The sequence below is a fragment of the Hymenobacter lutimineralis genome (assembly GCF_008271285.1).
GTDB classification, from domain to species: Bacteria; Bacteroidota; Bacteroidia; order Cytophagales; family Hymenobacteraceae; genus Hymenobacter; species Hymenobacter lutimineralis.
In genome coordinates, this window is record NZ_VTHL01000004.1 from 101,934 (window position 1) to 114,637 (window position 12,704).

14 protein-coding genes are annotated in these 12,704 nt (G+C 58.0%); 2 read left to right on the forward strand and 12 right to left on the reverse strand.

All coding sequences use genetic code 11. The features are described 5' to 3' along the window. Positions 1-45: 45 nt before the first annotated feature. On the forward strand, positions 46-1,185 hold the full coding sequence (gene bshA / locus FY528_RS05960) for an N-acetyl-alpha-D-glucosaminyl L-malate synthase BshA (RefSeq protein WP_149070077.1): 1,140 nt from the start codon (positions 46-48) through the stop codon (positions 1,183-1,185). Positions 1,186-1,267: 82 nt separating this feature from the next. On the opposite strand, the gene FY528_RS05965 is transcribed toward bshA, so the two are convergent. Then, a complete protein-coding gene (locus tag FY528_RS05965) occupies positions 1,268-1,804 on the reverse strand; it encodes a DUF7935 family protein (protein WP_149070078.1) in 537 nt (178 codons plus the stop codon). Between the two features lie 169 nt (positions 1,805-1,973). Between FY528_RS05965 and FY528_RS05970 the strand changes: the two genes are divergently transcribed. Then, positions 1,974-2,321, forward strand: coding sequence for a HesB/IscA family protein (locus FY528_RS05970; RefSeq protein ID WP_149070079.1), 348 nt, complete (start codon positions 1,974-1,976; stop codon positions 2,319-2,321). Between the two features lie 109 nt (positions 2,322-2,430). Here the strand turns inward: FY528_RS05970 and FY528_RS05975 are convergent, their stop codons facing one another. The 11 genes from FY528_RS05975 to hpt form a co-directional block, all read right to left on the reverse strand. Beyond that, positions 2,431-3,333 (reverse strand): ChaN family lipoprotein, encoded by a 903-nt coding sequence (locus tag FY528_RS05975; RefSeq protein WP_262383923.1) that lies wholly within the window; start codon positions 3,331-3,333, stop codon positions 2,431-2,433. After that, the gene (locus tag FY528_RS05980; RefSeq protein WP_149070080.1) at positions 3,308-3,793 is read right to left on the reverse strand and encodes a hypothetical protein; all 486 of its coding nucleotides are present in this window, start codon (positions 3,791-3,793) and stop codon (positions 3,308-3,310) included. The genes FY528_RS05975 and FY528_RS05980 overlap by 26 nt, the downstream gene beginning before the upstream one ends. A 279-nt stretch (positions 3,794-4,072) precedes the next feature. Further along, the gene (locus FY528_RS05985) at positions 4,073-5,407 is read right to left on the reverse strand and encodes an ABC transporter permease (RefSeq protein ID WP_149070081.1); all 1,335 of its coding nucleotides are present in this window, start codon (positions 5,405-5,407) and stop codon (positions 4,073-4,075) included. Positions 5,408-5,455: 48 nt separating this feature from the next. Next, on the reverse strand, positions 5,456-6,406 hold the full coding sequence (locus FY528_RS05990; RefSeq protein ID WP_149070082.1) for an ABC transporter ATP-binding protein: 951 nt from the start codon (positions 6,404-6,406) through the stop codon (positions 5,456-5,458). A gap of 144 nt (positions 6,407-6,550) precedes the next feature. After that, on the reverse strand, positions 6,551-7,027 hold the full coding sequence (locus tag FY528_RS05995; protein WP_187632026.1) for a hypothetical protein: 477 nt from the start codon (positions 7,025-7,027) through the stop codon (positions 6,551-6,553). A gap of 167 nt (positions 7,028-7,194) precedes the next feature. Next, on the reverse strand, positions 7,195-7,704 hold the full coding sequence (locus FY528_RS06000; RefSeq protein WP_149070084.1) for an RNA polymerase sigma factor: 510 nt from the start codon (positions 7,702-7,704) through the stop codon (positions 7,195-7,197). 412 nt (positions 7,705-8,116) lie between these two features. Beyond that, complete coding sequence (gene dnaJ, locus FY528_RS06005) at positions 8,117-9,256, reverse strand: molecular chaperone DnaJ (RefSeq protein ID WP_149070085.1); 1,140 nt, start codon at positions 9,254-9,256, stop codon at positions 8,117-8,119. A gap of 128 nt (positions 9,257-9,384) precedes the next feature. Beyond that, the gene (locus FY528_RS06010) at positions 9,385-9,960 is read right to left on the reverse strand and encodes a nucleotide exchange factor GrpE (protein ID WP_149070086.1); all 576 of its coding nucleotides are present in this window, start codon (positions 9,958-9,960) and stop codon (positions 9,385-9,387) included. A gap of 235 nt (positions 9,961-10,195) precedes the next feature. Further along, complete coding sequence (gene obgE / locus FY528_RS06015) at positions 10,196-11,191, reverse strand: GTPase ObgE (RefSeq protein ID WP_149070087.1); 996 nt, start codon at positions 11,189-11,191, stop codon at positions 10,196-10,198. Between the two features lie 217 nt (positions 11,192-11,408). After that, positions 11,409-12,032 carry an adenylate kinase gene (locus FY528_RS06020; protein ID WP_149070088.1) on the reverse strand — a complete coding sequence of 208 codons (624 nt, stop codon included), beginning with the start codon at positions 12,030-12,032 and terminating at the stop codon, positions 11,409-11,411. 110 nt (positions 12,033-12,142) lie between these two features. Then, positions 12,143-12,682, reverse strand: coding sequence for a hypoxanthine phosphoribosyltransferase (hpt, locus tag FY528_RS06025; RefSeq protein ID WP_149070089.1), 540 nt, complete (start codon positions 12,680-12,682; stop codon positions 12,143-12,145). Between the last annotated feature and the right edge of the window lie 22 nt (positions 12,683-12,704).

The window sequence follows — 12,704 nt, forward strand, 5'->3', positions numbered from 1 at the left end:
CGGGCGCCTTTGCTCCTCTCCCGCTCCTGCTAAAGCATCCATCTCATGAACATTGGCATTGTCTGCTACCCCACCTTCGGCGGCTCCGGCGTAGTAGCCACTGAACTAGGCAAAGCCCTGGCCCTGAAAGGTCACCGCGTGCACTTCATCACCTACAGCCAGCCCGTACGGCTCGACTTCTTCAACGAGAACCTGTTCTACCACGAGGTGTTTGTGCCGGCGTATCCGCTGTTTCAGTTCCCACCCTACGAGCTGGCGCTGGCTTCCAAAATGGTAGATATTGTGCAAAATGAGAAGCTGGACGTGCTGCACGTGCACTACGCCATTCCGCACGCCTCCGCAGCCTTCATGGCCAAGCAGATTCTGCTCACCAAAGGCATCCGGGTGCCCATCATCACCACGTTGCACGGCACCGATATTACCCTGGTAGGCAAGGATGCCAGCTACGAGCCGGTAGTTACCTTCAGCATCAACCAGTCGGATGGCGTAACGGCGGTTTCGGCGGATTTGCGCAAGGAGACTTACGAGTACTTTGCCATTGAGAAGGACATCGAGGTGATTCCCAACTTCATCAATCTGACCCGCTTCAAAAAGCAGGACAAGAGCCACTTCAAAGCCGCTATTGCCCCCGATGGGGAAAAGCTGCTGATTCATACGTCCAACTTTCGCTCGGTGAAGCGGGTGGAAGATGTGGTGCGCATCTTCGATGGCGTGCGGCAGCAGGTACCCGCTAAGCTGCTGCTGGTGGGCGACGGTCCTGACCGACCCCGCATCGAGAAGCTGTGCCGCGACCTGGGCCTGTCCAGCCACGACGTACGCTTCCTGGGTAAGCTCGAAGCCGTGGAAGAAGTGCTGAGCGTATCGGACCTGTTCCTGATGCCTTCCGAGAAAGAAAGCTTCGGGTTGGCTGCCCTGGAGGCCATGTCGTGCGAAGTACCCGTCATCAGCACCGATGCCGGCGGTATTCCGGAGCTGAACGAGCATGATCTGACCGGCATGGTCAGCCAGGTAGGCGACGTAGATGATATGGTGAAAAACGCGCTGTACGTGCTGGCCGACGAAAACCTGCCGCGCTTCAAAGCCGCTGCCCGGGCCCACGCCGAGCTATTCGCCACCGACAAAATCGTCCCACTCTACGAAGCCTGCTACCAGCGCGCTATCGACTCGGTAATGGCTAATTTATAAATGTGTTAATGGGGTTGAATGTGCTGAGGTGCTAATGAAAGAACAACCATTAGCACCTCAGCACATTCAACCACTGGCACCTTTAAAACAGGCTGGCGGCTTCGCGCTTTACAGCCAGCAGCGCCTGGGCCGTGGGGTCGGTTTCTTCTACCATCATGGTTTCCAGCACGCGCTTGGCCAGTTCCGTGCCCCGCGCCTGTTGTGGAGTTGGCAGGGCATGGTAAGCGCGGTTTACCATCGTCAGGATATTTTCCTTGGCTTGCTTCACGTATTCCCAGGTTTCGGGGCTCATGTACAGCTGCTGGCTCAGGTTGTGCTCGTACTCGGCCCGAATTTCCTGCTGCAACAGCCGATGGTAGTCGGCCGCCGTTTGTCCGGCGCTGCTGAGGCGAACCAACAGATTGTTGGGGGTAATGCGCTCCAGCAGCAGCGTGATGCGTTCATAGGCCTGCAAACGGAGCGGCAAGGTGGTCTTGCTGTTTTCGAGGCGAAGCTCAATCAGCCGGCGTTGCTGCTCTTTTTCCAGGTGCTGCTGTACCAGCCAGATAATGGCTCCTCCCACAATAATGGCCGGCAGAATAATTTTTAGCAGGTCGAAAACGTACGTGGAAGTATCCATAAAAGGAGAAAGAGAAGAAAAAGATGAAGACAAACGAGAGCAGAAGGCGTGCAAAGATATACGTTGAACCAGCGGGGCTAGCTGCGTGTTATAGCTCCAAACCGGAATGTGGTATGGCAGCTTCCGGCGTTGTATCTTTGCCGCCTACTTTTCTTCTACTGCACACACTATGGCAACCGCCACGAAACTTGCTCCCATCAACCTCACGCCCCGGGCGCTGGAAGAGGTGAAAAACATTCTCCGTGACAAGAACGTCCCGGCCGAATATGGCCTGCGCGTGGGCGTGCAGGGCGGCGGCTGCTCGGGCCTGAGCTACCTGCTGGGCTTCGACAAACCCAAGGAACAGGACGAGACCTTCGACCTGGACGGGGTTCGGCTGGTGATGGATAAGAAGCACGCCATGTACGTGATGGGCATGGAAGTTGACTTTCAGGACGGCCTGAATGCCCGCGGCTTCGTCTTCAACAACCCCCAGGCCAAGAGCACCTGCGGCTGCGGTTCTTCGTTCTCGGCGTAAGCACTTCTTTTAAAATTTTGTATAAGCAAAAGCCCCGGCAACTTTGGTTGTCGGGGCTTTTCTGTTACCCCTTTTCATCTTGCGCAGAGAAAAGTGAGCTGAACAATACTTAATACGTCTTCGTCATATCGGCCGGCACTACCAGCACAAAATCGGCTTTTCGTAGATTTTCCTTATCCAGCTTCTGAAGCTGCTCCTGGGTAACGGTGCTGATGGTGCGGATGCGCAACGTGGGCTCGGCCTGACGCAGATACCATACAATGCCGTCGTGGTTGTCGGAGTGGTAGCTGCCGTTGAGGTGGAGCAGCAGCTGGCCGGGCTGACGGCTCTGGCGGATAAAATGGGCCATAGTCGCGTCTTTCAGGGCTTGGGCCTGGATAATGTTCTGCACGCCGACCGCGTGCGCCGCGTCGCCCCCGAACATCTTGGCCATGTTGGCGTAGCCGGGCAGCGTGAAATCAACGGTGATGGGCAGCGGGGCCAGCCAGGCTTTTTCCTCGGCGGGCAGGCTTTCCAGGGCCGACAAGCCGCCTTTGGCAACCTGCGAGGCGTAGCGTCGCGGCACGTTGGTGCCCACTACCGCAAACTTTTGCTGGCGGGCCAGTTGGAGCAGCGGTTTGTAGTCGGTGGCGTAATTGGGCCAGGGGCGGCTTTGCTCCTCGAAGGCCTGGTCGGGTAGCTCGCCGGTGTTGTACTGCTGCACCAGGGGCTGCACGTCGCGCTCAAACATTTCCAGCCCCAGCACCAACTGCCCGGTTTTGCGCTGGGCCAGCTCCTTAACTACCTGTAGCTCCAGCCAGTGCGCCATGGGGTCATTGTGCTGCTCCCCGAACAGCACCACTTCGGCACTGGCCAAGTCTTTCAGCATCGTGCCGAAGCTTACGGGTTTGCCTTCGGCGGTGAACAGGCGGTAAGCGGGCCGGTCCTGGGCCTGCATACCAGGCACCGCCAGCAGACAAAGAGCCAACGCCCAAATGATGCGGCGCTTAATCATCCCAGTCACGGTCGCCATCGGAGGTTGGCCCCACGCTGATGGTCCAGTAGGGTGTGCAGATAACCTGCGCCCCAGACGTGCTGCTCAGCGTTTCGGTATCGTACACCACCCCGTTTACCAGCATATCGAGCTTCAGGTAGCTGCCCGGGCGGGGGTGCGTGGCGGCGTCGCAGGTAGCTTTACGGAGCACAATGGTGGCCAGCACATCGTCGTACACGCCGAACTCGCCCAATTGGTACGTGGTATCGGCGGAAACGGCGTAGGTATGGTGGCCGCTGGGCCCTGCCTCGGGCTTGGTAAGAGTATTGCGGGTAGAAACATAGTCCATTTCCGCTCCCAGGCCGGTCAGGTTTTCCCCTTTCACGCGCAACGCCACCGAAAAGCGGGTGGCATCTTTCAGCTCTTCGAGTTTATCCTGGCAGGCGGCCAGCGGCAGCAGGGCCAGCCACAAGCCCAATCGGGGTATATTTTTGAACATAGCAGGGTAGGTTAAGGCAGGAGCAAGATACGCGTTCCGGCCCAGCCTTTCCGGGCTAGAAGCTTTCAATAATACTTGTACCCACTCGTTTTGCCGTTGTATATGGTTTGTCCGGAAAGCGAAAAGGTATGTACAAGCAGAGGCGAGACAGTGTACCGCTGTTTTGGATCTTCCCAAAGCAGCGGTACAAGCAACCTACTACGAATAAGACAACCGGGTATCAGCAAAAAGCCCCACAGCGGCGAGCTGTGGGGCTTGTAAGAGCGTCAGATCAGGCTACTACCCTTTGTAGAACAGCCACTTCGACAGCTCCCCGTAGCTTACTTTCTTGCCGTACATGAGGATGCCTACGCGGTAGATGCGGCCCGCCAGCCAGATGGTGCCCAGAAAGCCGGCAATAAGCAGCACCATCGACACGGCCAGCTGCCACATGGGCACGCCCCCAAAGGGCAGGCGCATCATCATGGCAATGGGCGAGGTAAACGGAATCATCGACATCCAGACGGCCACCTGGCCGTTGGGGTTGGTGGTGAGCACGGCCTGCGACACCACGAAGGTGAGCACCAGCGGCATGGTCACTGGCATCATAAACTGCTGGGTGTCGGTTTCGCTGTCCACGGCCGAGCCGATGGCCCCGAACAGAGCGCCGTAGAACAAGTAGCCGCCGAGGAAGTAAAACAGGAAGCAGGCGGCCAGCAAAGGCATGTTCAGGTCGGCACTGTGCAGGGCCTGGGAGAATTTAGCTGCTATGTTCTCTTTCTGAGCTTCTTTCTGCGCCGGCGTAGTAGCTCCCGCCACCGCCGTGGTCCGGGAGGCGCGCTCGGCCACTACCTTATCGGGACTCACGGAGCCGGCCATCACGGAGCTGATGCCAAACGACAGCAAAACCCACAGCGCCAGCTGGGTGAAGCCCACGCCGGCAATTCCCAGCACCTTGCCCATCATCAACTGGAAGGGCTTCACCGAGGAAATAACCACTTCCACGATGCGGTTGGTTTTCTCCTCCATCACCCCGCGCATAATCTGCACCCCGTAGATGAAGATGAAAATGTAAATCAGGAAGCCGAAAAAGTAGGCCACGCCCGTGCTGATGCCCGTGCTGGAGCTTTTCTCGCCCTCGTCGCTTAAGCTCACCGTTTGCAGGTCCACATCCACTTTCAGGTTATCGAGCACGGCCCGGTCGATGCCGGCGGCCCGCAGGCGCTGGTTTTCAATGGCTTTGTTCACGGAGCGCCGAATGTCGTTTTCCAGCGACAGGCCTAGTCCTTTGCGTGAAAACACCTGAAAGCCGGTAGGATTGGTTACGTCCAGCTTAGGCACGTAAAGCAGGGCGTCGTACTTGGCCTTCTTAAACTCCGCCTTGGCTGCAGTAAGATCTGCCGACACCCGCGTAAAGCTGATATCGTCCTTGGCCTCGGGCAATCTATCGGTAAACAGCCCGCCAGCATCGGCTACGGCTACTACTTTGCCATTGTCGGAGAGCGTGGCTATCAGGATGGGTACGGCAAACAGGGCCGCCGTAAGCAGGGGCCCAATCAGGGACATGATGACGAAGCTTTTTTTGCGCACGCGGGTGAGGTATTCGCGCTGGGCAATCAGCCAGATTTTAGACATAGCTCGGGAGTTGAGGTCGGTTGAGAGAGGAAAGACTTGTGGGCAAGGTTACGCGGGCATCGAGTCGGTTTCGGGCACGTAGTCGGGGTGGGTTTCGCGCACGCGCCGGATAAAGATTTCGTTGATGCTCGGAATCTGCTCCCGGAAGGCCTGCACTTCCACCTGCCCGGCCCCAATGAGGTAGCGCAGCAGATCGTTGGGCGTGCCGTGCACAATGCGGATGCGGGCGTAGAAGTGGCCGTTTTCGCGCTCCTTCTGCTCCAGCACCTCAAAATCGGGGTGGATGAGCAGGAGCTTGCCGGTGCCTTCTACTTGGTAGGTCTGGCTGCGGTAGGCATTGCGCACGTCGCGCACGCGGCCGTCCAGCACTTTCTGGGAGCGGTTGATGAGGGCAATATGGTCGCACATTTCCTCCACCGACTCCATGCGGTGGGTGGAGAAAATAATGCTGGTGCCCTGGTCGCGCATGGCCAGGATTTCGTCCTTCAGCAGGTTCGCATTGATGGGGTCGAAGCCCGAGAATGGCTCATCAAGAATGAGCAGGGCCGGGTCGTGCAGCACGGTAGCCACAAACTGGATCTTCTGCTGCATGCCCTTGCTGAGGTCCTCCACGTTTTTATCGGCCCAGGTCTTGATGTCAAACCGGTCCAGCCACCGCTTGATTTTAGTTGTTGCATCGGCCTTCGACAAGCCCTTGAGCTGGGCCAGGTACAGCAGCTGCTCGCCCACTTTCATCTTCTTGTAGAGGCCGCGCTCCTCGGGCAGATAGCCAATCTGCCCGATGTGCGAGGGATTCAGCGGCTCTCCGCGGAAAAGCACCTGGCCGCCATCGGGGCCGGTAATCTGGGTGATGATGCGGATCAGGGAGGTTTTGCCAGCTCCGTTGGGGCCCAGCAGCCCGAAGATGGAGCCCTCGGGCACTTCCAGGCTCACGCCATCGAGGGCGGTGTGGCTGGCGTACTGCTTACGAACGTCTTGGACTTGTAGAATGGGTTTCATAGCTCAGAAAGGCCAAAAGGAAGAGAGTTGCTTGTGTAATATTACAGGATTCAAATGCAGGTTGCGTAGAAATTCCAACCAAACGGGCTGCTACCAGGGTTGAACGGGCATAAAACGCCCCCGAACCGCGCCACCCCCACCCCATCAGCTCACGTCCTCCAGTTCCCGGAGGGCAGCTTCCAGCTGGTCGAGGTGCCGGCCATAGCGGCGCTGGTGCTCCCGCTTCCCCACGACAAAAGCAGCGTAGATGACACCTACCACAGCCAGTGCCACGCCTATCGCTACGAGCAGATGCCAGTTCCCGGCAGATTGAGGGGCATTCAGGTAAGCCTGCAAGTCCTTAAAACGCACCACAACTACCGTGATAACCAGCATGACCAGCGACACTACCCCTACATAGTCGTGCAGGCGCATGAGCTGGCGAAACTGGACGATGCGGCTGTTCAGCGCATCAAATAAGTTGGCCTGTTGCTGCTCCATTTCCCGGATTATCTGCAGACGCCGGTAAACAATAAAGCCAACCACTACCAGCATGAGCAGTACGCCTGCTGCAAACCGCTGCAGACTCACGGAGTGGCGGGCAAAAACCAGGACATTCAAGACATTCAGCCCGAAGGCCATGATTACCCAACTTAGCTCTTTGGAAGCATTTTTTTTCAGGCGTAGCAAAGGGTTCAACGAGTTGGATGCGGTGCGTATGGTCCGGAGTGTCTGTTCGGTGGCGGGTACCTCAGTAGCGGGTACCGTAGCTGACAGCTTCCACCTTTGGCGAAAATCATCGAGTTCCATCAGGCAACGAGGGGAAGAAGTTGGCGAAGCTTATCCTGCACGCGGTGCATTTTCACGCGTACATTATTCTGGGTGATGCCGAGGATGTCGGCCATTTCCTCGTAAGTGCGCTCTTCGAGGTAGAGCAACACGAAGGCCTTTTCTACCTGGGAAAGCCGCTCAATAGCGCGGTAAAGCTGGGCCAGATCGTCGGCGTCGGGGCCATCGGGCGTGGGGGTGGGTAGGTCGGGCAGAGTGGCGGCGCCAAAGTAGGCGGGGTCGGGCATACGGGTGCGGCGGCGCAGATCCGATATGGCCACGTTCAGGGCCACGCGGTAAAGCCAGGTACTGACTTTGATGTCGGCGCGGGCTGCATAGCGTGGCCAGGCCCGCCACAACTGCAATACTATCTCCTGGTAAAGATCCTGACGGTCGTCGGCATCGGGGCAGTACAGGCGCGCCGCCCGCCGCAGCAGCGGCTGGTACTCATTAAGCAGCTTAAGGAACTCCGGCGTCGGGGCAGCAGACATGCGGCAGGTAAGTTTGCTGCATATATCGGCGCTTTGGCGGCGGCATTACAGGCGACCGGAAAAATATTTTCCGGCTACCACCGGCCTTGTTCCAACCGTGTACCTTATTGCGGACACAATTCAGAATAGGGTGCAGACGTGTACCTTATTCTGAAAGTAGTACGGAATAGGGTACTAGCTCATTTATCTCCGTAAAGCAATTGAGTAACAGGTTACGAACAGCAACCGGCACGGGCCCATAAACTATGACTGGTCAGGAACACAACGAAGCGGTAGAGATGCTTCGGCTTCGCTCAGCAGGACGTTCCTGTAATTTAAAACATCCGACCCACGCGCACGAAAAAGCCCGCCCTTCCCTATCGGGAAAGGCGGGCCAAACAATCGTCTACAAAATCCGCGCTAATCCGTGGTCTTATTGGAAATACTCCTTCACACGCTCGAAAAAGCCCTTTTCGTTTTTGCCGGGATTAGGCGTGAAGTTGCGGGCGTCGCGCAGCTTCTCAAGTAGCTCCCGCTCTTCGTTGGTCACGTTCTTGGGCGTCCACACGCTGAGGTGAATGAGCTGGTCGCCGCGACCGTAGCCGTTCAGGTCCTTGATGCCCTTGCCGCGCAAGCGCAGGATTTTACCCGGCTGGGTGCCCGGCTCCACCTTGATCTTCACCTTGCCTTCGATGGTGGGCACCTCCAGGTTAGCCCCCAAGGCGGCATCGACGAAGCTGATGTACTGCTCGAACATAATGTTGTTGCCGTCGCGCTTGAGCGTCTCGTGCGGCTCCTCCTCAATCTGAATAAGCAGGTCGCCGGGCACGCCGCCGCGCTCCGGGAAGTTGCCTTTGCCGTTCATGCTCAGCTGCATGCCCTCGGCCACCCCCGCCGGAATGTTGATCGGAATAACTTCCTCGTTGAGCTGGCGGCCGTCGCCGTGGCACACGTCGCACTTGCTGGTTACTACTTTGCCTTCGCCGTCGCAGGTGGGGCAGGTAGAGGCACTCACCATCTGGCCCAGCATGGTTTGCACTACGCGCTTCACTTGGCCCTGGCCCTGGCAGGTCTGGCAGGTTTTGAGGTCGGTGCCGTTTTTGGCACCGGTGCCGGAGCAGGTGTTGCAGGCCACGTAGCGCTTCACCTTGATCTTTTTCTCCACGCCGTTGGCTACCTCTTCCAGGTCGAGCTTGAGCTTGATGCGCAGGTTGGAGCCCTTGCGCACACGCCGGCCACCCTGACCGCGGCCCCCGCCCCCGAAGAAGCCCTCGAAGCCGCCGCCCCCGAAAATGTCGCCGAACTGGGAGAAGATATCCTCCATGTTGGGGCCAGCTCCGCCGCCGCCCATGCCCTGGTGGCCGTACCGGTCGTAGCGGGCGCGCTTCTGCTCGTCGCTCAGCACTTCGTACGCCTCAGCCGCCTCCTTGAACTTGTCTTCGGCGGTGGGGTCGTCGGGGTTTTTATCGGGGTGATACTTGATGGCCACCTTGCGGTAGGCCTTCTTAATCTCGTCGCCCGAAGCGTTTTTGGCTACGCCCAGTATTTCGTAAAAATCTCGCTTCGTTGCCATGGTTCTCTGTCACTAAATGTCATGCTGAGCTTACTGAAGCAGCTCCACAGTTTGGGGTAATTTCTTTTGCAACGAAGCGGTATAGCGGCTTCGTTCCGCTCAGGATGACAGGTCTTTACTGTGTTTATTTACTGACCCAATACCACCTTGGCGTGGCGGATTACCCGGTCGCCGAGGGAGTAGCCTTTCTCCACCTCATCCACGATTTTGCCCTTCAGGTCTTCCGAGGGAGCCGGAATCTGGGTAATGGCTTCGTGCAGCTCGGGGTCAAAATCTCCCCCCTTGGCTTCCATGGTCACCAGGCCTTTCTGGCTTAGGGTTTTCTGGAGCTTGTTGTAGATGATGTCCACGCTTTCGCGCACGGCACCGGCATCTTCGGTTTCCTTGGTGTGGTGACGGGCCCGGTCGAAGTCATCGAGGACGGGCAGCAAAGCCACCATCAGCTCCTGGTTGGCCGTTTTGAACAGATCGGCGCGCTCCTTAGTGGTGCGGCGCTTGTAGTTCTCAAACTCGGCGGCCAGGCGCAGGTATTTATCTTTCAGGTCAGCCAGCTCGGCATCGGTTTTGGAGCCGGAGGCATGGGGGGCTCCCTCCGAAGCCGCCGCTTCGCCGGGGCCGGTGGTTTCCTCGGTCATTTCGCCAGCTACGTGGTCGGCGTTGCCGGTCAGGTTGTCGTCTTGCGGCAGGTTTTGTTCGTCAGCCATTTTCGAAAAATATCGTCGGAAGGGGTTTTTCACGGGATTCGCCGTTGGGCACCCTGCGGGCGCAAGGAGTTTGCCAAAGGGGTTAGGGCTGCCAGTTTGGCACAAGTGTAGATTGCATAAGCAGAACGTCATTCTGAGCGCAGCCGAGGAATCTTGCTAGTGTGGTAATTACTATTACAACCTCAACCCGCAAGATTCCTCGGCTGCGCTCGGAATGACGACCTATTTGTACTTCTTACTTGGCATGCAGCGTCTGCCAGATCAAGTCTTTTAGCTGTTGGATGTTTTTGTTCGTGAGGCTGGAAATGAAGATGGTGGGAAGGTCGGTGGGCAGCGTGGCCCGGATTTCGGCTTCCAGCTCCTCGTCCAGCATATCCGATTTGGTAATGGCCAGCAGGCGCTGCTTGTCCAACAGTTCAGGGTTGAACTGCTGTAACTCACTTAGCAGCACTTGATATTCGGCGTTGATATCGGGCGAGTCGCAGCTGATCATGAACAGCAGGATGGAGTTGCGCTCGATATGACGCAGGAAGCGGTGGCCCAGCCCCCGCCCTTCCGCCGCGCCCTCAATAATGCCGGGAATGTCGGCCATCACGAAGGACTTATAGTCGCGGTAAGCCACCACGCCCAGGTTGGGCGTGAGCGTGGTGAAGGCGTAATCGGCAATCTTGGGCTTGGCGGCCGATACCACCGAGAGCAGGGTACTTTTGCCGGCGTTGGGGAAGCCCACGAGGCCCACGTCGGCCAGCAGCTTCAGCTCCAGAATCACCCACTCGTCAATGCCCGGCTCACCGGGCTGGGCATAGCTGGGCGCCTGATTGGTGGCCGACTTAAAGTGGTCGTTGCCGAGGCCACCGCGGCCGCCGGGTGTGAGGATGAGGCGCTGCCCGTCCTCGGTTATTTCGAGCTTCTTCTCTCCCGTTTCGGCGTCGCGGGCCACAGTGCCCAGGGGCACTTGAATGATGATATCGTCGCCCTGCTTGCCGGAGCGGAGGTTTTCGCCGCCGCCTTCGCCCGCCTGCGCAATCAGGTGCTTCTGGTACTGCAGGTGCAGCAGCGTCCAGAGTTGGGAGCTGCCTTCGAGAATGATGTGGCCGCCCCGGCCACCGTCGCCACCATCGGGGCCGCCGTTGGGCAGGCCCTTGGCCCGGAAAAAGTGGTGCGAACCCGCCCCGCCTTTGCCCGAGCGGCAGTTGATTTTAACGTAGTCGATGAAGTTGTTGGAAGCCACTCTTGAGAAGTTAGGAGGTAGGAGCTAGAATTCAGAAGCAAATGAGCTCCTTAAATTCAGTCACTAACATGCGTTGTCTGAAAAACAGCTGTCATCCTGAGCGAAGCGAAGGACCTCACACCGAATGAACGTTGGACGCCGAAACGCCTCGTTCAGTCGTGGTAAGGTCCTTCGCTTCGCTCAGGATGACAGTTTTATGCGAACTAGAATCGCAAAGTTACGCTTTTACTTCGTCGGTTGCCTGGCGGCTGCTTTCGGAAGTGGCGGGCTGGTGCTGGTCGATGATACCGCAGATCTGCGCGAAGATGCTGTCGATGGCGCCGATGCCGTTGAGGGCGTGGAATTTTTGCTGCTGGGCGTAGTACCCGGCTACCTGGGCCGTTTCGGTGTTGTACACCGTCACGCGCTTGCGGATTTTCTCCTCGTTCTGGTCGTCGGGGCGGCCGGAGGTTTTGCCGCGCTCCAGCAGGCGCGTCACCAGCTCTTCCTCGGCTACTTCCAGGGCCACCATGCACGATACCTTGGTATCATGCTGAGCCAGCAGGGCGTCGAGGCTCTCGGCCTGGGGCACCGTGCGCGGGAAGCCGTCGAAAATAAAGCCGGCGGCCTGCTTGTTGTCGTTCAGGGCCGAGTTAATCATGCCGATAACCACTTCGTCGGGCACGAGCAGTCCTTCGTCCATGAGCTTTTTGGCCCGCAGGCCCAGCTCCGTACCCTGCGCAATCTGGGCACGCAGCAGGTCGCCGGTGGAAAGGTGCACCAGGTTGTAGCGGGCAATCAGTTTTTGGCTTTGCGTTCCTTTGCCGGCGCCGGGAGGGCCGAAGAGCACGATATTCAGCATATAGCGAGTGGTTTCGCGGAAAAGTAAATGAGGGCGGAGAGGAAAGATACTACTTCGCAGGCAAAAGCCGTTGTGGGCAGTTCAATAGAATATTGTCAAAAGTCAACTACCTAGATTACCGTGTACACGTCGGGGTAGTTGCGGCCCAGTCCATCGTAGTCGAGGCCGTAGCCCACGATGAAGTCATTGGGAATTTCCTGGCCGATGTAGCGCAGCTCTAGCTCATGCTGCAAGCACTCGGGCTTCAGAAACAGCGTGGCCACTTCCAGCGAGGCCGGCTTATGCTCGCCCAGCGTATCCAGGAGCATGCGCATGGTGTGGCCGGTATCCACAATGTCTTCCAGCAGCACCACGTGGCGGTCGGTGAGCTTTTCGTACAAGCCCATTACTTCCTGCACTTTGCCCGTGCTGCCGGTGCCCTGGTAGGAAGCCACCCGAATGAAGGTGATTTCGCAGGGAATGTGCAGTTGCTTCATCAGATCGGCCGCAAACATGAACGAGCCGTTCAGCACGGCTACAAACAACGGCTGCTTGCCGGCATAGTCGTGGTTGAGGCGGGCGGCCAGTGCCGTGACGGTAGCCTGGAGTTGCGCCGCCGACAAGTAGGGAGCAAATTGTTTGTCGTGCAGCGAGATGTTGGGTGGCGTCATTCGGCGCGGGGGATTGGTAGCG

Excerpts from the sequence above, each read along its gene's own strand:
- bshA (WP_149070077.1), top strand. The coding sequence starts at position 46 with ATGAACATTGGCATTGTCTGCTACCCCACCTTCGGCGGCTCCGGCGTA.
- FY528_RS05965 (WP_149070078.1), bottom strand. The coding sequence starts at position 1,804 with ATGGATACTTCCACGTACGTTTTCGACCTGCTAAAAATTATTCTGCCG.
- FY528_RS05970 (WP_149070079.1), top strand. The coding sequence starts at position 1,974 with ATGGCAACCGCCACGAAACTTGCTCCCATCAACCTCACGCCCCGGGCG.
- FY528_RS05975 (WP_262383923.1), bottom strand. The coding sequence starts at position 3,333 with ATGGCGACCGTGACTGGGATGATTAAGCGCCGCATCATTTGGGCGTTG.
- FY528_RS05980 (WP_149070080.1), bottom strand. The coding sequence starts at position 3,793 with ATGTTCAAAAATATACCCCGATTGGGCTTGTGGCTGGCCCTGCTGCCG.
- FY528_RS05985 (WP_149070081.1), bottom strand. The coding sequence starts at position 5,407 with ATGTCTAAAATCTGGCTGATTGCCCAGCGCGAATACCTCACCCGCGTG.
- FY528_RS05990 (WP_149070082.1), bottom strand. The coding sequence starts at position 6,406 with ATGAAACCCATTCTACAAGTCCAAGACGTTCGTAAGCAGTACGCCAGC.
- FY528_RS05995 (WP_187632026.1), bottom strand. The coding sequence starts at position 7,027 with ATGGCCTTCGGGCTGAATGTCTTGAATGTCCTGGTTTTTGCCCGCCAC.
- FY528_RS06000 (WP_149070084.1), bottom strand. The coding sequence starts at position 7,704 with ATGTCTGCTGCCCCGACGCCGGAGTTCCTTAAGCTGCTTAATGAGTAC.
- dnaJ (WP_149070085.1), bottom strand. The coding sequence starts at position 9,256 with ATGGCAACGAAGCGAGATTTTTACGAAATACTGGGCGTAGCCAAAAAC.
- FY528_RS06010 (WP_149070086.1), bottom strand. The coding sequence starts at position 9,960 with ATGGCTGACGAACAAAACCTGCCGCAAGACGACAACCTGACCGGCAAC.
- FY528_RS06020 (WP_149070088.1), bottom strand. The coding sequence starts at position 12,032 with ATGCTGAATATCGTGCTCTTCGGCCCTCCCGGCGCCGGCAAAGGAACG.
- hpt (WP_149070089.1), bottom strand. The coding sequence starts at position 12,682 with ATGACGCCACCCAACATCTCGCTGCACGACAAACAATTTGCTCCCTAC.